19 protein-coding genes are annotated in these 26,037 nt (G+C 42.9%); 14 read left to right on the top strand and 5 right to left on the bottom strand.

Translation table 11 applies throughout. The annotated features are described in order from the left end of the window. The first annotated feature begins 64 nt into the window (after window positions 1-64). From E3D81_RS09420 to E3D81_RS09400, 5 genes are all read left to right on the top strand, one after another. On the top strand, window positions 65-2,410 hold the full coding sequence (locus E3D81_RS09420) for a TonB-dependent receptor (RefSeq protein ID WP_134777249.1): 2,346 nt from the start codon (window positions 65-67) through the stop codon (window positions 2,408-2,410). After that, on the top strand, window positions 2,410-2,883 hold the full coding sequence (locus tag E3D81_RS09415) for a thioredoxin family protein (RefSeq protein WP_134777248.1): 474 nt from the start codon (window positions 2,410-2,412) through the stop codon (window positions 2,881-2,883). The genes E3D81_RS09420 and E3D81_RS09415 overlap by 1 nt, the downstream gene beginning before the upstream one ends. 77 nt (window positions 2,884-2,960) lie before the next feature. Beyond that, entirely contained in the window at window positions 2,961-3,590 is a 630-nt protein-coding gene (locus E3D81_RS09410; protein ID WP_134777247.1) for an FKBP-type peptidyl-prolyl cis-trans isomerase, read from the top strand. A gap of 103 nt (window positions 3,591-3,693) precedes the next feature. Further along, window positions 3,694-5,334, top strand: coding sequence for an NAD+ synthase (locus tag E3D81_RS09405; protein ID WP_134777246.1), 1,641 nt, complete (start codon window positions 3,694-3,696; stop codon window positions 5,332-5,334). 49 nt (window positions 5,335-5,383) lie between these two features. Further along, entirely contained in the window at window positions 5,384-5,932 is a 549-nt protein-coding gene (locus E3D81_RS09400; protein ID WP_099365863.1) for a DUF4136 domain-containing protein, read from the top strand. A gap of 355 nt (window positions 5,933-6,287) precedes the next feature. Here E3D81_RS09400 and E3D81_RS09395 read toward each other — a convergent pair whose 3' ends face one another. Continuing rightward, the gene (locus E3D81_RS09395; RefSeq protein WP_245153183.1) at window positions 6,288-6,998 is read right to left on the bottom strand and encodes a FadR/GntR family transcriptional regulator; all 711 of its coding nucleotides are present in this window, start codon (window positions 6,996-6,998) and stop codon (window positions 6,288-6,290) included. Window positions 6,999-7,251: 253 nt separating this feature from the next. Between E3D81_RS09395 and E3D81_RS09390 the strand changes: the two genes are divergently transcribed. From E3D81_RS09390 to E3D81_RS09360, 7 genes are read left to right on the top strand one after another with little or no spacing between them, the layout of a single operon-like run. After that, window positions 7,252-8,175 (top strand): dihydrodipicolinate synthase family protein, encoded by a 924-nt coding sequence (locus E3D81_RS09390; RefSeq protein ID WP_134777245.1) that lies wholly within the window; start codon window positions 7,252-7,254, stop codon window positions 8,173-8,175. A gap of 23 nt (window positions 8,176-8,198) precedes the next feature. Next, a complete protein-coding gene (locus tag E3D81_RS09385) occupies window positions 8,199-9,296 on the top strand; it encodes a hypothetical protein (RefSeq protein ID WP_134777244.1) in 1,098 nt (365 codons plus the stop codon). 12 nt (window positions 9,297-9,308) lie between these two features. Next, window positions 9,309-10,535: an MFS transporter gene (locus tag E3D81_RS09380; protein ID WP_134777243.1), complete on the top strand. Its 1,227-nt coding sequence runs from the start codon at window positions 9,309-9,311 to the stop codon at window positions 10,533-10,535. Further along, window positions 10,519-12,585 (top strand): GDSL-type esterase/lipase family protein, encoded by a 2,067-nt coding sequence (locus tag E3D81_RS09375; RefSeq protein WP_134777242.1) that lies wholly within the window; start codon window positions 10,519-10,521, stop codon window positions 12,583-12,585. Before E3D81_RS09380 ends, E3D81_RS09375 begins: the two co-directional genes overlap by 17 nt. A 4-nt stretch (window positions 12,586-12,589) precedes the next feature. Beyond that, complete coding sequence (locus tag E3D81_RS09370) at window positions 12,590-13,786, top strand: AGE family epimerase/isomerase (protein ID WP_134777241.1); 1,197 nt, start codon at window positions 12,590-12,592, stop codon at window positions 13,784-13,786. An 8-nt stretch (window positions 13,787-13,794) separates the two neighbouring features. Next, on the top strand, window positions 13,795-15,738 hold the full coding sequence (locus E3D81_RS09365; RefSeq protein ID WP_134777240.1) for a family 20 glycosylhydrolase: 1,944 nt from the start codon (window positions 13,795-13,797) through the stop codon (window positions 15,736-15,738). A 19-nt stretch (window positions 15,739-15,757) separates the two neighbouring features. Next, on the top strand, window positions 15,758-16,915 hold the full coding sequence (locus E3D81_RS09360) for a sialidase family protein (protein ID WP_134777239.1): 1,158 nt from the start codon (window positions 15,758-15,760) through the stop codon (window positions 16,913-16,915). Between the two features lie 209 nt (window positions 16,916-17,124). Here the strand turns inward: E3D81_RS09360 and uxuA are convergent, their stop codons facing one another. Both uxuA and E3D81_RS09350 read right to left on the bottom strand, forming a co-directional pair. After that, the gene (uxuA, locus tag E3D81_RS09355) at window positions 17,125-18,297 is read right to left on the bottom strand and encodes a mannonate dehydratase (RefSeq protein ID WP_134777238.1); all 1,173 of its coding nucleotides are present in this window, start codon (window positions 18,295-18,297) and stop codon (window positions 17,125-17,127) included. Window positions 18,298-18,303: 6 nt separating this feature from the next. Continuing rightward, window positions 18,304-19,125 (bottom strand): SDR family oxidoreductase, encoded by an 822-nt coding sequence (locus E3D81_RS09350; protein WP_099365872.1) that lies wholly within the window; start codon window positions 19,123-19,125, stop codon window positions 18,304-18,306. A gap of 77 nt (window positions 19,126-19,202) precedes the next feature. Here E3D81_RS09350 and E3D81_RS09345 point away from each other — a divergent pair, with 77 nt between their 5' ends. Continuing rightward, complete coding sequence (locus tag E3D81_RS09345; protein WP_134777237.1) at window positions 19,203-20,192, top strand: sugar kinase; 990 nt, start codon at window positions 19,203-19,205, stop codon at window positions 20,190-20,192. A 1-nt stretch (window position 20,193) separates the two neighbouring features. Further along, the gene (locus E3D81_RS09340; protein WP_245153182.1) at window positions 20,194-20,841 is read left to right on the top strand and encodes a bifunctional 4-hydroxy-2-oxoglutarate aldolase/2-dehydro-3-deoxy-phosphogluconate aldolase; all 648 of its coding nucleotides are present in this window, start codon (window positions 20,194-20,196) and stop codon (window positions 20,839-20,841) included. Between the two features lie 41 nt (window positions 20,842-20,882). Here the strand turns inward: E3D81_RS09340 and E3D81_RS09335 are convergent, their stop codons facing one another. Then, on the bottom strand, window positions 20,883-21,560 hold the full coding sequence (locus E3D81_RS09335; protein ID WP_245153181.1) for an MgtC/SapB family protein: 678 nt from the start codon (window positions 21,558-21,560) through the stop codon (window positions 20,883-20,885). Between the two features lie 159 nt (window positions 21,561-21,719). Next, window positions 21,720-25,997: a DNA-directed RNA polymerase subunit beta' gene (gene rpoC, locus E3D81_RS09330; protein WP_099365874.1), complete on the bottom strand. Its 4,278-nt coding sequence runs from the start codon at window positions 25,995-25,997 to the stop codon at window positions 21,720-21,722. Window positions 25,998-26,037: the final 40 nt, after the last annotated feature.

Here is a 26,037-nt window from a genome sequence, read left to right as displayed (position 1 = left end):
TTGTATTTGTATGTCGCCTGCTTAATCCCAGGCCATACCTTATTGATCATTGCTAAATTTTACTATGAAATCTATTTTTTTCAGGTTAAACCTGATAATAGCCCTATGTTATGTGGGCCAAACAAACCTATATGCACAAATTCGTGGAACTATCAGTAATCCCAAAGATGAACCCATTGCCAATGCTACCGTACAGGTAGATGGATCCAACCAAGGAACATCCACCGATAGCTTAGGACAGTTCATCCTGGAAGAAGGAAAAACGCCCATAAAAAGCATCAGTATCCGCGCCATCGGTTTTCAATCCATCAAAAAACAACTGACCGCAGCCGATAGGAACAATCCCTTGAACATCACCCTGCAGGAAGACAACCTCAACCTGAGTGAGGTCGTGGTAAGTGCCTCCCGATACGGCATGGAACGCAAGAAAGCACCGGTGATTGTCAATGTGCTGAGCCCCAAATTATTCAATGCCACCCAGTCGGTCGCGATGTCTGAAACGCTGAACTACCAACCCGGAGTTCGCGTGGAGAACAACTGCCAGAACTGTGGATTTACCCAAGTTCGATTGAACGGCATGGAAGGCGCCTACTCCCAGATCCTGATCAATAGCCGCGCCGTTTTCAGTGCCCTGAACAGTGTCTATGGCCTGGATCAGATCCCTACGAGCATGATCGACCGCATCGAGGTGGTCCGTTCAGGAGGTTCTGCCCTATTTGGCGCGAATGCCATTGCCGGAACCATTAACATCATCACCAAAGACCCGGTAGAAAACGATTGGCAACTGAAAACCACCAATTCCTTGATCGGGGGAAAAGCCTGGGACCATAGTTTGGATTTCAACAGCTCCTACGTAGATAATGACCTGCAAACAGGCGTCACCTTCTATGGGATGCATAGAAACCGGGAAGCCTATGATGCCAATAACGATGGTTTCTCCGAAATGACCAAATTGAAGAACCTCACCTTCGGCTCCAAGGCTTTTTACAAACCCACCGATTTCGACCGGATCACCTTGGACCTCAGCGTGCTCAATGAGTTCAGACGTGGTGGCGACCGATTGGATCTTGCGCCCCATTTTACGGATGTAACCGAACAATTGCGCACAAATTCCTTTATCGGCGGATTGACCTATGACCATTATTCCAAAGATTACAAACATAAAATCTCACTTTATTCTTCTGCGCAATTCACCAACCGGGAAAGCTTTTACGGTGGTTTAGGTGGCGGCAGAACCAAACAGGATAGCCTTTTGGCCTCCAATTCCTATGGAGATACGGATGATTTTGCCATGGTAGCCGGCTCGCAGTATACCTATACCTTCGAAAAGGATGTTTTGACTGCCGGTGTCGAATTCAATAGCAACCGCACCAAAGATAATATTCCCGGTTACCAACGTCTGATCGATCAGAAGACCCATGGCCTAGGTAGCTATGTGCAGTACGAATGGAACATCTTGGATAATCTGAAATCCCTATTGGGTGCCCGGTACGATTATACCGATGTAGATGGAAACTATGAATTGGCAGGTCATCAACGAAACTCCTCCGAAAGCTTTGGCACTTTCAGCCCAAGGGTGACCTTATTGTACGACATTACCGATTACCTGCAATTCCGAGGAGGTTTTGCCCGCGGATTCCGTGCTCCACAAGCTTTCAATGAAGATATGCATGTCACCTCGGTCGGCGGACAACAGGTATTCGTGCTGATCGGTGAGAACTTGGAAACCGAATATTCCAACGCTTATACCGGATCCTTGAATTTCACGAAGAACTTCGGAACTACCCAGACCAGCCTCTTGGTAGAAGGATTCCTCACCCAATTGAACAATCCATTCACCACTATTATGACTTCTGAAGAAGAGAACCTAATCATCGAAGAGATGCGAAATGGAACAGGAGCGCGTGTCTATGGATCCAACCTGGAGCTGAATATTGCCCCTTCTTCGAGGTACAGCTTTCAGGCGGGAGGAACAATTCAACGTTCAGAATTTAAGGAAGCACAGCTTTTGTTCGAGGGACCAACTGCCAATGAAAATGTAAGCAGTAAGCGGTTCGTCCGCACACCCAATATCTATGGTTACCTAAATGCCAACTGGAAACCATTAGAAGCATTGAGTTTAGACCTCACTTCCGTATATACCGGAAAAATGATCGTTCCGCACCTGGTTGAGCCCGAAAAGATGCTATTGAAGGAGGCGAATGATTTTTATGAGATCAATACCCGGATTGGCTATACATTTTCCGTGAAGAAAGAATTCAGTATCGAACTTTTTGGTGGGGTCCAGAATATTTTCAACGCTTTCCAAAAGGATTTTGATACCGGCGCACTCCGTGACTCCCAATATATCTATGGACCATCCCGTCCAAGGACATTTACATTTGGAATCAAATTAGGACATTTTCACTAATGAAACTGTTACAAATAGGCATATTATTTATCGGGTTGATTTCTTGGGAAATTAAGGCGCAGCCTTTGAACAAAGAAGCCATCAACTGGATTCCTTTCGAGCAGATCAGCGATTCGCTCGAAAGGAACCCTAAACCGGTATTTTTATTTTTCCATACGGAATGGTGCAGCTATTGCAAAAAAATGCAAAGGGAAACGTTTAAGGATCCGAAAGTGATTCAAAATCTCAATGAACACTATTATGCAGTAGAAATGGATGCCGAATCTCTGGACAGTATTTACTTCGATGGAGTACTTTATACAAACCCCCAAACCGTAAAAAAAACAGGTCAATACCATCAGTTGTTTCGTTTATTGATGCAGGATTCGAAAAAGCCTACATTCCCAACCAGTCTCTTTTTAGACCGTGATTTCAAGGTCACCCAAAGAAAATTTAACTATATAAGTATAAAGCAAATGTTAAATATTTTATAATTTTAACAGATTAGGTGTAGCACATTGATACAATTATGCGTTATCTCCTTTAATATTCACAATACTTATAACATTTTATGAAAAACTTTAGACTATTAATCATTGCTTTGTTGGGAGTTATCAGTATCACTTCATGTATGAAGAATGATACCATTGATGATGGTTGGGATTATGCAAAAGAAAAAGCTCGTTACGATTCCACAATGAATAAACAAAAGCCGATCCTAGCAGCTTATGCAGCGGAAAATTATTCAGACAATCGTTATTTCAATGATTCAGTAGGCATGTATTTGGATATCCTTACGCCAGCAACAGACGAATCGTATGAATATGTACTTCAAGGCTCCTCTTTCATCTCTCCTCAGATCACGGTAAAATACAAAGGTAAATTATTATTGACTGGTGAAGTGTTTGAAGATGCTACAGGTACTGCTCAACAATTCTATTTGAATCCAAACTCCAATATCAATGTTACTCAAGCTTGGATCAGAGCATTCCTTCCAAGAAACGTAACGATCAATGGAACAGATATTTTATACGGACTGGTTCCTAATGGAATCAAAAAAGGAACTAAATTCAAGTTTATTGCTCCTTCTCCAATTGTATATGACAATAGAGAAAGAAAAGATGGTTCGGGTAAAGTGATTGTTCCTAAAGATTCTCCAGTAGAATACGAGGTCGAAGTAATCGATATCAAAAACATATAAGCTCAACAATTCATACTTATATAGTATAAGGCGGTACCTATTCCCTTGGGTGCCGCCTTATTTTTTTAAAATTTATGTTTAATTTTACCTTAAACACATACATATGAAGATTGCATTAGCTCAACTAAACTATCATATCGGTAATTTCGAACAGAACACAAAAAAAATAGTAAAGGCTATAACGGATGCCAAGGAACAAGGGGCAGAACTGATCGTCTTTGCAGAATTGGCAATTGGGGGATATCCAGCCAAAGATCTACTACGAAATACCGCCTTCCTTAAGGCTTGTTATGCCAGCGTGGATGAAATCGCAAAATATTGTGAAGGCATTGCCTGTATCATTGGAGCACCAGTTCCCAACAAGGATGCCGAAGGAAAACCTTTGTTCAATGCTGCCCTTTTATTGGCAGATGGTGAGGTGAAGCAAGTAGTCAGGAAAAGTCTATTGCCGGATTACGACGTCTTTGATGAATACCGTTATTTCGAGCCTAATCCGTCAAGTAATTGCATCAAGTTCAAGGATCTCACGATTGCATTAACCGTCTGTGAGGATCTTTGGGATGATGATGGACCAAACTCCTATGTTGGCGACCTGATGCAGGACCTTGCTAAGGAACATCCCGACTTGATCATCAATATTGCGGCATCCCCTTTTTCCTATACCCATTTCGAAAATCGGAAAAACGTATTGAGCAGGAATGTCATCAAAGGGAATGCCCCGCTGATTTATGTGAATCAGGTGGGCGCCCATACGGATATTATTTTCGATGGCCGTTCTTTGGCCCTCAACAGAAAAGGTGAATTGGTAAGCGAAATGAAAAGCTTTGAAGAAGACCTACAATTTGTGGAATTAAAAGGCAATGATCTGCACAGTGAGCAGGCGCATCAATCCGTAGAACATCAGGAAATTGCATTGATCCATGATGCGATCATCCTGGGTTTAAGGGATTATTTCCAGAAATCAGGATTTCAGAAAGCCGTTCTAGGGCTTTCCGGAGGTTTGGATTCTGCCTTGGTAGCCGCTCTTGCCTGTGAAGCCTTGGGCGCAGAAAACGTGCTGTCGGTCTTGATGCCTTCCATTTACTCCAGCGACCATTCCTTGAAGGATGCCTTGGATTTAGTGGAAAACACCGGATGCCAAAAGCTCATCCTTCCGATAAAAGACATTGCAGCGGCTTTTGAGGCAACATTGGCTCCAGCATTTGAAGGTCGGAACCCTGATACCACCGAAGAGAACATCCAGGCTCGCACGCGTGGAACCTTATTGATGGCACTGTCCAACAAATTCGGAAACATCTTATTGAACACATCCAATAAAAGTGAGGCTGCTGTGGGATACGGAACCTTGTATGGCGATATGGCGGGTTCCTTATCCGTGATCGGTGATGTGTACAAAACCCAGGCCTATCAATTGGCTAAATACATCAATAGGGATCGGGAGATCATCCCATTGAACACCATCGTGAAACCGCCTTCCGCAGAACTTCGCCCTGGTCAAAAGGATTCGGATTCACTTCCGGAATACGACATCTTGGATAGCATACTTTACCAATTGATCGAAAAGGAAAAACCATATACCGAAGTGATTGCCTTGGGCTTTGATGAAGCAACGGTTCTACGGGTCAATAAGTTATTGAACAATGCAGAGTTCAAGCGCTTCCAAGCGCCACCAATTTTGAGGGTTAGTCCGAAAGCATTTGGTCCCGGAAGGGCCATGCCATTGGTCGCAAAATTTTCTTTCTAGCCATTAAACGTTTAGCAACCCATGTAGTCTAATTAAAAAAATGAGAATTATGAAGACGCTTAGGACTTTTTTCATGGCAGGAATCGTTTTATTCCTGGCATCCTGTGCCTCGTACAATTATAACATGACGAGGGTGCAGCAATTAGACTTTTCACAATATAAAACATATGGATGGTTACCGCCTGTAGATTCCTTGTCGAAAAACTATTTCAACAATGATATTGCGCGAGAGAACATCCTTTCTGCAGCGAATCGGGAATTAGCAGCCCGTGGTATGCAATACAGCAAGAACGATCCGGATATCTTATTTCGCTATGTGACCATCGTCAATAACAAGAGCCGTATGGTCTATGGCCACATGGGTGGCTGGGGCGGCTGGGGATGGTACCGTCCTTGGGGCTATTACATGAGCCCTTCCTATCCTATCGGAAAGGAAAAATATCGGTATTCGCATTTGATCATAGAAGCGGTGGATAGAAGAACAAATTCCGTGGTTTGGCAAGCTCGTGGATCGGGAGAGATCAAAGCTCCAGAAAAAGCGATCAATAAATTACCGGAAGTGGTTCAAGGTATTTTCAAGGAATATCCAATTAAATAGTAGAAAGTCCGAATTTTATATCATATAAATTAAGCCAAGCGGTATGCTTGGCTTTTTTTATATTCTCTCGTCATTGCGAGGAGGCTATCTCGTCATTGCGAGGAGGTACGACGAAGCAATCTTTCGATTAGTGTAAAGATTGCTTCGTTCCTCGCAATAACGCTGTATGTCGCAATGACGCTGTTCCTCGCAATGACGCTGTTCCTTCCAATGTCGAAGTAGCTTCGATTTTCATTCGCTATGTATGTAAATTCTAAGCAGGATGTAAGCAAGGTATAAGTGCATAAAGTCACTTACAACTCACTTACACCTCACTTACACACCACTTGCAGTAAGTAGCCAGTACGAAACAAACTTAGCCTAAAATCCTCTTGAAGTGGTTGTTCAGATGTTTCCGAATAGCATTCCGGTAAGCATCTGCATCACGCGTTTTCAATACTTCCACCAATTCCTTATGGGAAACAAAATCTCCCGTCACCACCTCACTCGATAATAGGCCACTTTCATGAACATAATTGAAAATCGGCATCAGCATCACCTGTAGCTCCAACAGGATCCTATTTTTAGAAATCTTATACAATTTGCTATGGAATCTGATCTCATCTTCCACCTGCCAGGTCTGCGCCGTATCACCCGACCCTACCTGATTTGCAATATCTTCTAGTTCCTTGATATCCTCATCAGTGATATTCTTTACGATGAAATCAGCCATCCCGACCTCTAATCCCAATCGAAGTTCGAACATATCCTTCAGGGTAGCATCATCCAAAATAGATGGATGGAATACTTTACGTAATGATCCCAATACATCCGGATTGCGCAATACTGCACCCTTATGTTTTTTGGACTCCACCAACCCGATAGTCTTCAGGCGTAAAAGAGCTTCCCGGATGACGGTCCGACTTACCCCTAGATTAAGCGCAAGATCCAACTCCTTGGGCAATACATCACCAATGACCATTTTGTTCTCTTGGATATATTGAACAATACGTTCCTCTGCTTTGTCGACTAAACTGGAGGTGTCAATGGTGCCTATTTTCCCCATATTCTCATTCGGATACTCCATATGTGCATTTAAATAGTTAATGTTAAAAGGTACAATTATATCAAAAAAAAATTTGGAAGTAAAACATTAAGTCTTACATTTGAAATCATTATATGTATGACATAATATAATTTATAAAATATATTCGATTATTAAACATGTATAAGGTATAAAAATTACAGACCAGAACCATTTAGGCAAAAATATGTTTGTAATCAAATATTAATCAATTAGAACAAAAGGTAACATTTACCCTGAGAAAATTTCAGAACCCATGCTTAATAAAAAAATTGAAGGATTAATCGCTGCCCCTTTTACCCCATTCGACGAACAAGGCGAATTGAACCTAGAACTCATCCCTTCCTACTATGATTCTTTAAAAAAGAACCAGATTAAAGGAGCATTCATCTGCGGATCTACGGGTGAGGGTGTATCCCTAACCTTCCAGGAAAAAGTAGCCACCTTAAAAGCATGGACTGCCCTGACCAAAAGCGATGATGATTTTGCGTTGATGATGTTTCTTGGAGGAACAAATGTGAAAGAATGCCAAGAATTGGCAAGAATAGCGGAACAGGAAGGTGCAGATGCCATTTCCTTTACCTCCCCCTATTATTTCAAACCGGCCAACGTAAAACAATTGGCCAAATGCTGCCAGGAAATTGCTTCTGCTGCGCCAAAGACTGCTTTCTACTATTACCATATCCCGATTTTGACGGGTGGAAACTTCAACATGATCGACCTCTTGCAAGAAATCGATGAACAGATTCCAACCTTCAAAGGCATAAAATATACCCATGAAGATTTTATGGATTTCCTTTCCTGTTTAAATTTTAAGGGCAGAAAATATGATATGTTATGGGGAAGAGATGAAAACATGCTATCTTCCCTTATCCTTGGATCTAAAGGTGCAGTGGGCAGTACGTATAATTACGCCGCCCCGCTTTACTTGGACCTTATGGAAGCCTATGAAAATTCTGATTTCGAGAACGCCAATGCCCTTCAGCAAAAATCGATCGATATGATCCGGTTATTGGGCAAATATGGAGGTATTGCAACCGGAAAGGCCTATATGAAATTAATAGGTTTGGATTGTGGAACATTCCGCTTACCTATTGCCAATATGACAGAGGAGCAGTTTGCCTTATTCCAAGCAGATGTGGCTGACCTCGGTTTTGAACATTTTAAATCAATTCGTTGATGCGAAACATCGGGTTTATGATCATGACCATACTATTAACGGGATGTGAACCGAAAAACACATCCTTAGCAGTACAATGGCTACCTTCGGCAAACCTGCCTATGCAGGAAGAAAAGGCGCATCTGGGTCTTGCAGGTTCTGTTACAGGTATCCTACAGGGTAAGTTACTTATTGCTGGCGGCGCAAATTTTCCCGATGGAATGCCTTGGGAGGGTGGTAAAAAGAATTATCAGCACTCCGTTTATATCTATGATATCGTAGGAAAGGAATTGCAGTTCAAAGAAGAAATTGCTTTGGATAGGGAAATTGCCTACGCGGCCAATGTGGTTATAGATGATAAGCTTTATAGTGCTGGTGGAGAAGACTCTACTGGAGCTATAAAGAACTTCCAAGCCTATTCGATCTCGGAAAATAAGGAGCTGAAAACGGAAGAACTATCCGAGTTGCCCTTAGCGTTGACCAACGCTGGGCTTGTGCATCTTTCGGACAAACTTTATTTCGTTGGTGGGGAAAATGCCGAATTGGTTTCCAATAAGATATATTGCTATCAAATCGATCAAGATAGTAAGGGCTGGCAAGAATTCCTGACCCTGCCCTACCCGATTTCCAATGCTGTAGTGTTGGCCGACGGAAAAGAAAAGATATATATCGTTGGGGGTAGAAAGAAGAATGTAAATGCCAAGAGCGATATCTACGACCAGGTCCTTGAAGTGAATATAGGCAGCAAGGAAATAAAAGCAATCAGTAGATTAGCAAAGCCGATGGCTGCAGGAACCGGTGTATTATATAAAAACCATCTCCTATTGTTTTCAGGAGATGATGCCCGTACTTTCCATCAGGTAGAACAGGCCATCGCCAACATCAACTTAAATAGCGATCCTTCTAAAAAGGATAGCCTTATTACCGCCAAAAACAATATCTTGGTGAACCATCCTGGTTTTGAACGCCAGGCATTGGCGTTAAACCTAAGTGATTTGACCTGGAAAACATTAGCCGCATTACCATCAGCAGGAACAGTAACGACAACTGCCTTATTACATCAAGATTTATTGATTATTCCTTCGGGGGAGATCAAAGCCGGCGTAAGAACAGATCAGATCTTATTGGGGCAATTAAAATAATTTTTTACTACCATGAAAAATAGCAGAAAATATCCTTGGGTGATTGTCGGATTATTATGGTTTGTGGCTCTTTTGAACTACATGGATAGGCAAATTCTATCGACCATGCGACCAGCGATGGCCCTGGATATTTCTGAATTGGAGAGTGCCGCCGTATTTGGCAACCTCATGGCTATCTTTTTATGGATCTATGGATTTATGAGCCCGGTAGCGGGTATTGTAGCCGACAAATGGAACAGAAAATGGTTGATCGTGGGGAGTCTGTTTGTATGGTCGGCCGTAACCATGGCTATGGGCTATGCAGATACCTACGAACAATTATATGCCCTGCGGGCTATTATGGGCGTTAGTGAAGCCCTATACATCCCTGCAGGTTTATCCTTAATCGCCGATTACCATTCCGACAACACCAGATCGCTAGCCATAGGTATACACATGACCGGGTTTTATTTTGGGCAGGCCTTAGGGGGATTTGGTGCAACCGTCGCTGCCTCCTATTCCTGGCATTATACCTTTATCCTCTTCGGACTGATCGGGATTATATATTCCTTTATATTAATCTTCTTCCTTCAAGAGGCTCCGCACCGCAGCGAAACCAACACCCTAGTAAAGGAAAAAGTTCCTGTATGGAAAGGCTTATCGGTGCTATTTTCCAATATTGCGTTTTGGGTGATCCTATTATATTTTGCCATCCCCAGTCTGCCGGGATGGGCAACGAAGAATTGGCTACCAACCCTTTTCTCTGAAAACCTGCATATCCCGATGGAACAAGCAGGGCCTTTGGCCACCATTACCATTGCGCTATCCTCCTTCTTTGGGGTCATCCTGGGGGGAATATTATCCGACCGTTGGATACAGAAAAACATTAAAGGACGGATCTATACCAGTGCCATTGGCTTGGCATTGACCATCCCTGCCGTAATCCTGATGGGATTTGGCGACAATGTATATGCAATCGTCGCAGCAGGATTGATGTTCGGGTTTGGATTTGGCATGTTCGACGCCAATAATATGCCGATCCTATGTCAGTTTGTATCTTCCAAATACAGAGCAACCGCTTATGGGATCATGAATATGGTCGGTGTTTTTGCTGGTGCATACATTACGAAAATCTTAGGTGCATCTGCCGATGAAGGCCGTTTGGGAAGTGATTTTGCCCTTTTGGCAGGTATCGTGCTCTTGGTGCTGATCATTCAATTAGCCGTTTTAAGACCAAAGTCACATGAAGCGATATCTTAGTGCCATTCTTATATTCCTCTTTTCCATTCAGCTACTTCTTGCCCAACAAAAAAAGAAGGTGGCCTGTATCGGAGATTCGGTTACCAAAGGCTATGGATTGGCCAAGGGAAAATCCTATCCAGACCAACTTCAGTCCTTATTGGGTGAAGATTATATCGTTGAAAATTTTGGGAGAAATGGGGCTACCTTGCTCCAGCATGGACATAACCCCTATTTAAAATCTGAAGAATTAAAAGCAGCGTTGGAGTTCCAGCCTGATATCGTGGTTATCGCGCTTGGATTGAATGATACCGATCCGCGGAATTGGCCTAATTATCAGCTGGAATTCAGAAAAGATTATCATCAACTATTATCACTTTTCTGGCAGAACAATCCCGCCGTGGAATTCTATATCTGTAAGATGACGCCGATTTTCAGTGGTCATGCTCGTTTCTTATCGGGGACTCGGGATTGGTATGATGAGATACAGAAAGAGATTGTAGCTATTGCCAAGCAGCATGATATCCCATTGATCGATAATCATCAATCCTTTGCCAGTCGGATGGATCTGTTCAACGATTTCCTCCATCCCTCGGAAGCAGGTGCAGCAATGATCGCCAATCACGTGCATGGACATTTGGTTCCGAAGGAACAAGAACTTTCGGTAGAGTATCCTTTTGGTTCCCATATGGTGTTGCAACGGGATAGGAAGAATGTGTTAAAAGGAAAATCGAATGCATTTTCGGAAATCAGTGTGCAACTTAAAGGTAGAACCTACCAAACACAAGCAGATCATTTGGGAAATTGGAAAGTAGATCTTCCGCCCACTCCGGCCTCAGGCCCAACGGATATCGTCATTCAAGCACAGGGGGAAAACCTAACTTTAGAAGATATATTGTTTGGGGATGTATATTTAGCTTCGGGCCAATCCAACATGGCCTTTCCTTTAAAACATGCCCTGCAATCGAAAGAGTGGATCGAAAAGACCAGCAAAAATCCTAACATCAGGTTGTTCAAGCATAAAGCGATTGCAGAGACCAATAACCAGGCTTGGACTGCGGAAGTCCTGCAACAAGTAAACGACTTAGCCTACTTTAATGGTACATGGGAAAAGCCGACGAAGGTACATGTGGCTGATTTCTCGGCCGTCGCCCTTTCTTTTGCCCAGGATATACAATTGAAATCAGGGGTACCAGTAGGGATAATTGAATTGGCTGTGGGTGGATCGAATACGGAATCCTGGATTCCGAGGAAAGCTCTGGAGGATGATGACCTGTTAGCCTCTTATATACATTCTTGGAAAACTGCTGATTTCATTCAGGATTTCTGTCGGGAGAGAGCATCCGTAAACTTAAAGAATTCCACGCTCAAGAACCAAAGACATCCTTATGAACCTGCCTACAATTATGAGGCTGGCATGGCTTTATGGAAGGATGTAGAGTTTAGGGCTATTCTATGGTATCAAGGGGAAAGCAATGCCCATAACCTGGAATTACATGAACATCTTTTTGGAACCTTGGTTCAATCATGGCGGGAGGAACTGCAGCAGCATGTTCCATTTTATGTCGTTCAACTATCTAGTCTGAACCGTCCATCTTGGCCAAGATTTCGGGAGAGTCAACTCCTGTTAAGCCAAAAGCTGCCAAACGTACATATGGCCGTTTCCTCGGATCTTGGAGACTCGACGGATGTTCATCCAAGGGATAAAATTCCGGTGGGTTTGAGGCTATCGGCCCTGGTCCAACAACATGAATTCAAGAAGCCAATAAATGCTGATGCACCTTTTGCCGTAGGCTATGAGCTAAAAGGAAGCAACAAGTATGTGCTTAAATTCAATAACTGCAAAAGCCTTTCCACGAAAGGAAATCAACCCTTAAAAGGCTTCCAGATCATGGATATCTATGGAAAAATAGTGGATCCTGAAGCCGTTCAAATCGAAGAAAACAACATTATCATAACCACCGCGGAGAAACCGACCCGAATACTATATGCCTATGAGCCTTTTACCAGGGCAAATCTGCAGAATGAGATGGGTACTCCCGCATCGACCTTTTCTATAGCTATAAAATAACACCATGTATACGACCCAGGAACTTGCCGAACTTGCCGATTTTTATAAGAACCAATTGTTGAACGATACGATCCCTTTTTGGTTTCCAAGGTCTTTTGATGAGGAATTCGGAGGATACCTGCTGATGCGTGATGCGGATGGCAGTTTGATCGATACGGATAAGGCGGTATGGATTCAAGGCCGGGCATGCTGGCTATTGGCAACCCTGTACAATACGGTGGAGCAGAAAGAAGAGTGGTTGAAAGGTGCCCAACTGGGATACGCCTTCCTGAAGGAAAAATGTTTCAACGCGGAAGGAAAAATGTATTTCCACGTGGATAGAGCTGGCAACCCGATCCGGATGCGTCGCTATTTTTTCTCGGAGACCTTTGCGGTGATCGCCTTCGCTGCTTATGCGAAAGCATCGGGCGATGAAGAGGCTGCGGAATTGGCGCGGAAAATCTTTGGTACTTGTATGCAATATGCAGTTGGAAGCCTTAAAATGGATCCGAAGTTTGAGGATACGAGACCATCCAAGGGTATTGGCATACCGATGATCATGATCAACACCGCCCAACAGTTGCGGGAAAGCATCGGAGATCCCCGTTGTGATGAGGCAATTGCCAACTGGATAAAAGAAATCGAAAGCAATTTTGTGAAGGATGATATCCGTTGTGTGATGGAACAGGTGGCACTGGATGGAAGTATCATTGACCACATCGATGGTAGGACCTTGAATCCGGGACATGCGATTGAAGGGGCTTGGTTTATCCTGCACGAAGCCCGATATAGAAATAACGATCCAGCGATGATCGATTTAGGTTGTAGGATGTTGGATTATATGTGGGAAAGAGGTTGGGATAAAGAACATGGCGGAATATTATATTACCGGGATGTTTATGATAAACCAGTTCAGGAATATTGGCAGGACATGAAATTCTGGTGGCCTCAGAATGAGGCGATCATCGCTTGCCTTCTGGCCTTTCTGATGACCAATGACGAGAAATATGCCGAAATGCATAAACAGATCCATGACTATGCCTATGCCCATTTTCATGATAAGGAAAATGGCGAATGGTTTGGCTACCTGCATCGAGATGGCCGGATCGCCCAGACTGCCAAAGGGAATCTGTTCAAAGGACCATTCCATCTTCCAAGACAAGAATGGTATTGTTTTCAGATCATACAGCAATTCTTGGCCGATAAATCCATAAACTCTTAATCGTTGGAATGATGAAACTAAAATTTACTTATTTTCTTTTATTGATCCTGTTGCTGCGTATTCCTACGAGCCTATTTGCCCAACAGGCACTCATCCCCCTTCCTCAAGAGCTGAGCTGGAAGAAAGGTACACTGAATTTGGATAAAGGGATTTTTATCCCTAATTATCTTTTTTTCAAGAATGAGATGGGCCTTGTTAAACAGTTTTTTGAACAGAATAATATAAAGGATTTTGAAGAAGGGAAAATAAAGCCTCTTTTTACTTTACAATTATTGACCAAGACCGGATTAGGAAACGAAGGTTATAATTTAGAGATCAATGCGAAGGGGATTACGATTGGAGCTGAGCACGAGACTGGCTTATTCTATGCCCTCAAAACATTGGAGCAATTGTTACTGGAGAACAAAAGGCTTCCTTTTGTTAAAATAAGGGATATTCCCGCTTTTTCCTTTCGGGGATTTTTACTGGATGTAGGCCGAAATTATCAGCCCATGGCTATGCTCAAGGAGCAGATCGATGTGATGGCGAAGTATAAATTGAATGTGCTGCATTTTCATTTCACGGAGGACATCGCTTGGCGATTGGAGAGCAAAAAATATCCGGGCTTAACGGCCAGCAAAAATATGACCCGTTGGCCTGGAAAGTATTATACCGAAAAGGAATTTAAGGAACTGATCGATTATTGTAAAAAAAGGCATATTCTTTTCTTGCCCGAAATCGATATGCCCGGCCATAGTGCTGCCTTCGAAAGGTACTTTGGGCATAATATGCAGTCGGATTCGGGGATGTACTATATCAAATCCCTATTAAAGGAGTTTAAGGAAACCTATCCTTCCTTGACCCATCTGCATATTGGGGGCGATGAAGTTAAAATCAGCAATAAGAATTTCATGCCTGAAATCACGCGATTTGTGGAGGAACTGGGTTTCAAAACCTATGGTTGGGATCCTGGAAGTAACTTGGAAGCGAGTACCGTTCGGCAGTTATGGATGGGTGGTCCTAAAGCCATCGATAAGGCTAGTCAGTTTGAATTCATCGATTCCAAACACCTCTACATTAACCATATGGACCCCTTGGAAACTGTAACCACCCTTTTCTTCCGGCAGTTTGCCGAGCAAAAGCAGGAAAGTGAACAGTTGAAAGGTGCTATATTATGTTCATGGCCTGATCGCGCGGTAGCCCATCCGGAAGATATGTTCCTACAAAGTGCCATTTACCCAGGTTTGCTAACCTTTGCAGAACGGGCTTGGCGCGGCAATGGAGAAGCGGAATGGAAAGCCAATTTACCGCAGGAAGGAACAGCTTCGTTCGAGGCATTTTCGGAATTTGAAACGAGATTATTGCAGCATAAAGAACGATTTTTTGAAGGCATGCCTTTTCCCTATGTGCAGCAGACGAAACTAAAATGGGAACTGATTGGTCCTTTTGACAATGGAGGCGATCTTCAAAAGCGTTTTGACATTGAGCAAGCTCCTTTTTCGGATCATTTGAATGTGGCCAAAACACAGGTTGGTGCCACGGTGATCTTAAGACACTGGTGGGCCGATGTTGTCATAGGCGCGCTTGATGATCCAAAACCGAATAGCACCTGGTATGCAAGAACAAAAATATGGAGTGACCAGGAGGAAGTTCGTTCCTTTTGGATCGGATTTGGAAACCTTTCCCGATCTTATGCGAGCGATACACCCAAGGATGGGACTTGGGATGACCTTTCGAGCCAGGTTTTTGTAAATGGCTCGGCTATCCCTGCTCCTTCTTGGCGTTTTCCAGGCCGAAAGGGTAGCTTGGAAGTTCCTTTAATCGATGAAGGGTATTCTTTCCGGATGCCAACAAAAATAAAATTAAAAAAAGGCTGGAATGAGGTGCTGATCAAGGTTCCTGTGGGTAAATTTGCAGGAAAAGATTGGCAGAATCCAGTGAAATGGATGTATACCTTTACACCGATACCGTAAATCAACAAAAACATCATATATGAAAAAATTACTTTTATCCTTACTTACTGCTTGCTTAATTTCGGGCACACAGGCCCAGGAAACCGTTGTTTTCCGTTCTGGAGAAGATGGCTATGCCAGTTACCGCATCCCGGCTTTGATCAAAAACAAAAACGGTGACCTGATTGCCTTTGCGGAAGGACGGGTTGACCATGCTGGAGATTATGGGAATGTGGATATTGTGTATAAGATCAGTGAGGACAATGGGAAAACTTGGGGAAAATTGGCGATTGCTGCTGATTATGATAAGTTGCAGGCGGGTAATATGGCACCAGTGGTGGACTTGACGGATCCGCAATATCCTAAAGGAAGAATATTTTTGTTCTATAATACGGGTAATAACCATGAGGGCGAGGTGAGAAAAGGAAAAGGGCTTCGTGAGGTATGGTACATTACTTCGGTGGATGGTGCGAAGACCTGGTCGGAACCGGTAAATATTACTACGCAGACCCATCGTCCGAAGCAACCGCAGTTGAACCCTTCTTATAATTTTTCAGAAGATTGGAGAACATATGCGAATACGCCTGGCCATGCTTTTCAATTTGTTTCCGGACCGAAGAAAGGAAGAATCTATGTGGCGGCAAACCATAGTGCCGGCGACCCTGCCCCTGCCGGAAAGGATTGGAATGCACATGCATTTTATTCCGATGATCACGGAAAGACTTTTCAGTTGAGTGATAATGTGCCTTTTAAGGGATCTAATGAGTCTTTGGCAGCACAGATCGGGGATAATGAGGTGTATATGAGTTCGAGAAATCAACAGATCCAACCGAAGCAACGGATTATTTCTATTTCTCATGATGGGGGTGAATCTTGGGTTTCTTCAGCACCAGATCCGAATCTTCCGGATCCGATCAACCAGGGAGCTGTGCTTTCTTGGAAGAAGGGTAAGGGTTTTATCTTGGCGCATATTAATGCTGCGGATCAGAATAACAGGGATAATTTGACATTGAGGTTGTCGAAGGATAAGGGAAAAACCTGGTATTTTAATAAGGTGATTGCGAAAAGCCCGGCCGGGTATAAAGGATCGTATTCTGCGTATTCGGATATTGTGTTGATCAAACCGAAATTGATGGGTATTGTGTATGAAAAGGATAATTATAAAGAGATTGTTTTCTTAACGGAGAAATTGAAGTAAGGGGGCTCGTCATTGCGAGGAAAGAAGCAATCTTTATCCGTCATTGCGAGGAACGAAGCAATCCACCCGTCATTGCGAGGAACGAAGCAATCCACCCGTCATTGCGAGGAAAGAAGCAATCGACCCGTCATTGCGAGGAACGAAGCAATCTTTCGAATAGTTTAAAGATTGCTTCGTCGTACCTCCTCGCAATGACGGGAATTATAATATTACCCTTCCGACCTTATCACCCCCAATTCCAATCCCCTTAATTCCGCAAGACCTCTCAACCTACCAATCGCCGAATACCCCGGATTAGTCACCTTTTCCAAATCATCCAACATCTGATGGCCATGATCCGGACGAAAAGGCAAGGCCATTTCCCGCTTCTGATTCTCTTCCACCAGCGCCTTCATGATCAAATACATATCCACATCCCCATCCAAATGATCTGCCTCATAAAAACTTCCCAATGCATCCTTCTTCACATTCCTCAAATGCACAAAATTCACCCGATGCTTAACCTGGTCAAAGATCTTCGGAAGATCATTCGCCGGTCCTGCACCTAAAGAACCTGTACAAAAACAAATCCCATTAAATTCCTTTTCCTGACCATTGATCAAATACAACAGATCTTCCTCGTTACTCACCACCCTAGGAAGCCCTAAAATACCATATGGCGGATCATCCGGATGAATGGTCATCTTAATACCATTTGCTTCACAAACCTCCTCTATCCCCTCCAAAAACAACAATAGATTCTTTCTCAATCCATCCCTGCCAATACTCGCATAGGTCTCGATACTATTGCTCAAGGACTCCAGGGAAATATCCCCTTCACCAGGAATCCCCATCAACACATTATGCTGAAGGTTTAGCAAATCCTCTTTACTCATCTCCCCCAACCGATCTGCTGCTTGTTCCTGTATCTCCTGAGAATAATCATCCAATGCCCCTTCCCTTTTCAGGATATGGATATCAAAAATAGCCAGATCGATCCAATCAAAATACAAAGCTTTGGATCCATCCTGCATTTCCAAGTCCAATTGAGTTCTAGTCCAATCCAATACCGGCATGAAATTATAGCAAACGGTATAAATGCCACAATCAGCCAAGTTCTTTAAGGATTGCCTATAGTTCTCCAGATAAATACCGGCATCCTCAGCATTGGTCTTGATCGCCTCATGTACGGGAACAGATTCCACGACCGACCATCTCAAGCCAGCATCCTCAATCAGTTTTTTACGCGTTAAAATATCTTCCACCGGCCAAACATCGCCATGTGGGATATGATGTAGTGCTGTTACAATACCCGTTGCACCAGCTTGTTTTACATCGTTCAAGGAAACGGGGTCATTGGGACCATACCATCTCCAGGTTTGTTCTAAAAATTTCTTGTTCATCTTTTTTTATACGCCACACCAAGCATCAAAACCACCATCTACAAATATTGTTTCGCCCGTTACAAAGGCCGAAGCATCGCTCAATAGGTAAACCAAAGTTCCTTCCAGCTCAGAAGGATCTCCCAATCGTCTATAAGGTGTTCCATTAATAAACTTCTGTGCCCGATCGGTATAGCTACCATCTGGGTTGGTCAATAGGTTCCGGTTCTGCTCTGTTAAGAATACGCCCGGAGCGATCGCATTGACACGCACCTGATCGCCATAACGAAGGGCAAGTTCCGTAGCCATCCATTTGGTAAATCCATCTATTCCATGCTTCGCAACCGTATAGCCCAGCACCCTGGTTAAGGGTCTGCTCGCGGCTAGCGAAGATATATTAATGATGGAACCTTTTCCCTTGGAAGCAATGATCTCACCGAACACCATGCTTGGAATAATCGTTCCGTAAAGATTCAATTCGATGGCCTTAATGGTGTCTTGGATTTTATTATCAAAAATAGATTGTTGGTCGCCAATTGTTGCACCCGGGATATTACCCCCAACCGCATTGATCAAGCCATCAATGGTACCCCATTGCGCTAGGATTTCTGATTTCGCAGCTTGAACAGCCTGCTCATCCATCACATCAGCAATAATTCCAATGGCTTCTGCACCTAGGGCCTGCGCCTCCTTAATTCGTTCATCAATTTTTTCTTGGCTTCTACCGAGGATACAAATTGATGCGCCAGCTTCTGCTAATGCATGTACAAAGGCCTTCCCTAAAATGCCTGTACCGCCTGTAATAATAATTTTCTTGTTTCTTAAAGAGAACTTCTCTAGGATTCCCATAGTATGTGGTTAGATTTTAACCCAATAATAGTGAAAATCCTCAAGAAAAAGAATTAACTTGCTATCCAATTCAACCAATGAACACAATACTATCCTTCGGAGAAATCCTGATTCGTCAACAAAGTCTCGGCAGTCATTTTTTTGAGAGCCCCAACAATCTCTTGCGTATTTACCCTGGTGGAGCTGAAGCCAATGTAGCAGCCTCACTGGCCCAAATGGGAAATAAAGTGGAATATGTAAGTGCTTTCCCACAAAACAGCTTGAGCCAAGAAATCGTTCAGAAATTGAATGGGTTAGCTGTTGACACTCATAAGATCATTTGGTCTGGGGATCGATTGGGAAGCTATATCTTACTTTCAGCAAATGGATTGAGTTCGGGAGAGGTGATTTACGACCGTAAATATTCCAGTTTTAGCCAATTGAGCAAGGAAGATTTCCCTTTCGACAGTTTATTGGAGGATGTTATTTGGTTGCATTGGTCGGCATTAACACCTGCTTTGAATCAGGATATGGCAGACCTGATGGAAGTTCTCCTAAGGAAGGCTTCCGAGAAAGGGATTCAGATTTCGGTGGATCTCAATTACCGGAGTAAGCTCTGGCAATATGGTAAAGCCCCAATATCGGTTATGCCAGATTTGGTCAAATATTGTGATGTCATCATGGGCAACATCTGGGCATCCAATAAAATGCTAGGAACTGCTATTGATGAACAGCTAAATAGAAACAGTAGTAAGGAAACCTATTTCGAATTTGCTAAGCAGAATGCCCAAGAGATTCGAAGCTTATTTCCAAGGGTCAAAGTTATCGCAAATACTTTTAGGTTTATGGATCGGCCCTCGCATAACCTCTTTTATGGCACTTTACATACCGAAACGGAGAATGTGATCTCCGAGGTTTATGAAACCGAAGAGGTGATAGACCGAATAGGAAGTGGGGATGCATTTATGGCGGGATTGATACATGCGCTTTCCCATCAATGGGATGCCCAGAAAGTCGTTGATACTGCCACAGGCGCTGGTTATCAGAAATTATTTGTGGAAGGTGATTTTGGAAACGGTAAATTTTAACATGATGAAAAATCAAATCTTAGATACCATAGCAGCTTATCCGGTCATCCCGGTTTTTTACCATGATGATGTAGATATCTGTATAGATGTTTTAAAGGCCTGCTATGAAGGTGGAATTCGAGTTTTTGAATTTGTAAACCGAGGAGCTGCTGCTGTTGAGAATTTCAAGGCTTTAATGGCTTATAAAACGGTACATTTCCCTGATCTAAAATTAGGCATCGGAACCATTCTGGATACCGAAGCCGCTGAAGAATTCATCAAATTGGGAACAGAATTTCTCGTGAGTCCTATTTTCACGCAGGAGCTAGCTAAACTGGCTAAAGAAAAAAGTATGCTATGGATTCCTGGTTGTATGACACCATCTGAGATCGCAGCGGCCATGCATGCAGGATGTGGATTCATCAAATTGTTTCCTGGAGAAACCTTAGGTACAGGCTTTCTAAAAAGCATCGAACCTTTGTTCCCTACTGTTAAGTTTATGCCTACTGGAGGTGTGGATGTCACGCAGAGCAATATCCAGAACTGGTTTGAAGCCGGCGTATCGGCAGTTGGATTGGGTTCAAAATTATTTGTGAAAAACCAAACAGGATTTGATTATCAGGCAATCAGTCAAAATTGTGGAAACCTTTTAAGTTGGGTCAAAAAATAGCTGAGCATCAACCCCGCAAATAAGCTACACCCGATTTTAGCTTATATACTGATCTCAATGAGCTTTCTATTAGCCAAAATGGTCCTTTCGAATTTTCGGATATTTTCCTTGTTGATCAAAACGTCCAAAATTACAGTAAGTTCATCCTCGGTCATGGTGACTTTTTTCACCTTGAGCTGTTTGGTTAAGGGCTTAAGTTCCTTGATGAGTTCATCTTTCGCATCCAGGTCTTCACGGTCTAGGGTAATGGTTACCTGCCTTCCCACACTCTTAATGATATGTTTATTGATGAATTTTCCGGAACCAATAATAATAAAACAAGCGAACAGGAAGATTGCAGCTGTAAGGAATACCCCAAAGCCAATTGCCATTCCAATAGCTGCCGACATCCAAATGATACTTGCTGTGGTCAATCCATTCACATTAACACCATCCTTGAAGATTACACCTGCGCCCAAGAAACCAATCCCAGAAACCACGTAAGAGGCTATTCTGGTAGCATCTTCGGAATCCCCTGCCCCCAATTTATAGGATAACAAAGAAAATAGCGTACTCCCCAAACAGATGATAGAAATGGTCTTAAAACCGGCGGATTTGTCTTTCCATTCCCGTTCAAAACCTAGCACAAAGCCGGCAACAAGGGAAAGACATGCTTTCAGCAAGTCGTTCCATTCCCATACAAATTGATTGATGATGATATTCAGGTCCATTTCAAACATAGCTTAAAGCAAATAAACAAATTATGTAACAATTAGTTGGAATTTTATCCAAATTTCTATTTTTTGTAAAAACAAAATGGCCTGGATCCTTTCGAATCCAGACCATTTGTATATGTTTGCTCTGTTAGTCCTCAGACCAACATCGCTACCTATCAACGATTAATCTTCTTCTTTAGAAGCTAATAATTGATCGTATTCTTCACGAGAACCAACAATGATATTGCTGTACTGACGTAAACCTGTACCTGAAGGGATCAAGTGACCAACAATTACGTTTTCTTTCAATCCTAATAGGTTATCACGTTTACCAGCGATTGCTGCTTCGTTCAATACTTTGGTAGTTTCCTGGAAGGAAGCTGCTGAGATGAACGATTTCGTACCTAATGAAGCACGGGTAATACCTTGCAACAATGGACTTGAAGTCGCTGGGATAGCATCACGAACCTCTACCAATTTCATGTCTTGGCGTTTCAAGCTGGAGTTTTCCTCACGAAGCTTACGCATAGCCACGATCTGTCCTGGACGTAATGTTTTGGAATCGCCCGCATCAACAACAACTTTCTTGTCGTATAATGAATCGTTCTCTTCCATGAAATCCCATTTGTTCACCGCTTCTTTTTCTAAGAAACGTGTATCTCCTGGATCCTCGATATTCACTTTCTGCATCATTTGGTGAACGATGGTTTCGAAGTGTTTATCGTTGATTTTTACCCCTTGAAGGCGGTAAACCTCTTGGATACCATTTACGATATATTCTTGTACTGCTGAAGGGCCTTTGATCGATAAGATATCTGAAGGAGAGATCTGACCGTCTGACAATGGCATACCAGCTTTGATAAAGTCATTATCCTGTACCAAGATGTGTTTCGAAAGAGGTACTAAGTACTTCTTCACTTGACCATCACGAGACTCGATAGAGATCTCCCGGTTACCACGTTTAACACCACCTAATGATACAACACCATCGATTTCAGTTACAACCGCAGGGTTTGAAGGATTACGAGCCTCGAACAACTCCGTTACACGAGGAAGACCACCCGTAATATCTCGGGTCTTACCTGTAGAACGAGGGATCTTAACCAATACCGCACCTTCTTTCACTTTCTGACCATCAGATACAGAAACGTGAGCTCCTACTGGAATGTTATATGAACGGATGATTTCGCCTTTATTATCCAATACCTTAATGGTAGGGTTTTTCGTCTTATCACGCGTTTCGATGATCACTTTCTCTTTGTGGCCAGTCTGCTCATCAGACTCTTCACGGAAAGTAATACCTTCGATGATCGCATCAAATTCTACCTTACCCGCAAATTCAGAGATAATTACCGCATTATATGGATCCCAGTCTACTAACTTAGCTCCTTTTTCAACTTTCTCTCCTTCTTTAACGAATAAGTTCGAACCGTAAGGGATGATCTGTTGGTAAAGAACTTTTTTCTCGTCATTTACTACTTTGATCTCACCAGAACGACCTAATACGACTTGATATGGACCATCTTCGCCTTCTTTCTCCACTGTACGAACATTTTCGAATTCGATTTTACCATCGTATTTCGCGATGATCGAAGACTCTGCCGCAATGTTGGATGCCGTACCACCGACGTGGAACGTACGAAGTGTTAACTGCGTACCTGGCTCACCAATGGATTGTGCTGCGATTACACCGACAGCCTCACCCAATTGAACACGCTTACCAGATGCTAAGTTACGTCCGTAACAACAAGCACAAACTCCGCGTTTAGACTCACAGGTCAATACCGAACGAATCTCCACACCTTCGATACCAGCGTTTTCAATTGCTTCCGCAATCTCTTCCGTGATATCTTCGTTTGCCGCTACGATTACTTCCTCTGTCTCCGGATGTACCACATCATTCAATGGCGTACGTCCTAAGATACGGTCGTAAAGTGGTTCAACGATATCATCGTTGTCTTTCAATGCTGTTGTATAGATACCACGTAAACCGTTACAATCTTGTTCAACAACAATCATATCTTGAGCTACGTCATGTAAACGACGAGTTAAGTAACCCGCATCCGCCGTTTTCAACGCCGTATCCGCAAGACCTTTACGCGCACCGTGGGTAGAGATAAAGTACTCTAATACGGATAATCCTTCTTTAAAGTTCGATAAAATCGGGTTTTCGATAATCTCACCACCTGAAGTACCAGACTTCTGAGGTTTCGCCATCAAACCACGCATACCACATAACTGACGAATCTGCTCCTTAGAACCACGAGCTCCAGAATCCAACATCATGTAAACAGAGTTGAAACCTTGGTTATCGTTCGAAAGGATATCCATTACGTGTGCAGTCAATCGGTTATTGATACGAGTCCAGATATCGATGATTTGGTTGTAACGCTCGTTGTTGGTAATGAAACCCATGTTATAGTTGTTCATTACTTCTTCCACCTCGTTGGTAGCTTGAGCGATCAAATCAGCTTTTGCAGCCGGGATGTTCAAATCTTGCAAGTTGAAGGACAATCCTCCTTTAAATGCAGTTTGGAATCCTAACTCTTTCATATCATCCAAGAATTTCGCTGCGCGAGCCATACCGGTGTTCTTAACGATCTCACCGATAACATTACGCAAGGATTTCTTGGTCAACAATTCATTGATATAACCTACTTCTTCCGGAACGATCTGGTTAAAGATCACACGGCCTACCGTAGTTTCAATGATTGCTTGTTTGAATTCACCTTCTTTGGTTTTGATTTGTGTCTTAACCTTGATGAAAGAGTGAAGATCCAACTGTCCTTCGTTCAAAGCAATGATTACTTCTTCAGCAGAATAGAAGGTACTTCCCTCCCCTTTCATCTTACGGCTATCATCTGTTTTACGGCCTTTGGTAATGTAGTAAAGACCCAATACCATGTCTTGAGATGGTACTGTAACAGGAGAACCGTTTGCAGGGTTAAGAATATTGTGTGCTGCCAACATCAAGATTTGGGCTTCCAAAATTGCGGCATTACCTAAAGGTAAGTGAACTGCCATCTGGTCACCGTCGAAATCGGCGTTGAACGCTGTACACACTAATGGGTGCAATTGGATTGCCTTACCTTCTACCAAAGTAGGTTGGAAAGCCTGAATACCCAAACGGTGAAGCGTAGGAGCACGGTTTAATAATACAGGATGTCCTTTTAGAACATTCTCTAAGATATCCCATACTACCGGATCTTTACGATCAACGATTTTCTTAGCAGATTTTACGGTCTTCACAATTCCTCTTTCGATCATCTTACGGATGATGAATGGTTTGTAAAGTTCTGCTGCCATATCTTTTGGAAGACCACACTCGTGTAATTTCAAGTGAGGACCTACCACAATTACCGAACGAGCCGAGTAGTCAACACGTTTACCCAGTAAGTTCTGACGGAAACGTCCTTGCTTACCTTTAAGGATATCGGATAATGACTTCAACGCACGGTTACCTTCCGTTTTCACCGCATTTACTTTACGCGAGTTATCGAATAAAGAGTCAACGGCTTCTTGAAGCATACGTTTCTCGTTACGTAAGATTACTTCTGGAGCTTTGATCTCGATCAAACGTTTCAAACGGTTGTTACGGATGATCACACGACGGTATAAGTCGTTCAAATCCGAAGTCGCGAAACGACCACCATCCAAAGGCACAAGAGGACGCAATTCTGGTGGAATGATCGGAACGATCTTCACGATCATCCATTCCGGACGGTTCTCGATGTGATCATTGGCACCGCGGAAAGCTTCTACCACGTGAAGGCGTTTTAGGGCCTCGTTCTTACGTTGTTGAGAAGTTTCGTTAGCCGCTTGGTGACGAAGATCGTATGATAATTGGTCAAGGTCTAGACGTTTCAATAAATCTTCTAGCGCCTCAGCACCCATTTTCGCTACGAATTTCTGAGGATCTGTATCGTCAAGGTATTGGTTTTCTTTTGGAAGGGTATCCAAAATATCCAAATATTCCTCTTCTGTCAAGAAATCCATGTAGGAGATACCATCATCTTCTTTGATACCGGCTTGAATAACCACATATCTTTCGTAGTAGATGATCATATCCAATTTCTTGGTAGGAAGACCTAATAAATAACCGATTTTGTTTGGCAAAGAACGGAAGTACCAGATATGCGCTACAGGAACCACCAAGTTGATGTGTCCCATACGCTCACGACGTACTTTCTTCTCTGTAACCTCCACCCCACAACGGTCACAAACGATACCTTTATAACGGATACGTTTGTATTTACCACAGTGACATTCGTAATCTTTTACAGGGCCAAAAATACGCTCACAGAATAATCCGTCGCGCTCTGGTTTGTAAGTACGATAGTTGATGGTTTCTGGTTTAGTAACCTCACCACTTGAACGCTCCAAAATAGTCTCTGGAGATGCCAAGCTGATCGTGATCGATGTAAAGTTACTTTTGATTTTATTATCTTTTTTGTAAGACATACTTAGTAAAAAGTTAAAGCTGTATGTGAAAGCTTAAGAA

Source organism: Sphingobacterium sp. CZ-2, from assembly GCF_004526235.1.
In the GTDB taxonomy this organism is placed as follows: domain Bacteria; phylum Bacteroidota; class Bacteroidia; order Sphingobacteriales; family Sphingobacteriaceae; genus Sphingobacterium; species Sphingobacterium tenebrionis.
The sequence above is the reverse complement of the archived record's forward strand: the minus strand, read 5'-3'. Positions and strand labels throughout refer to the sequence as shown.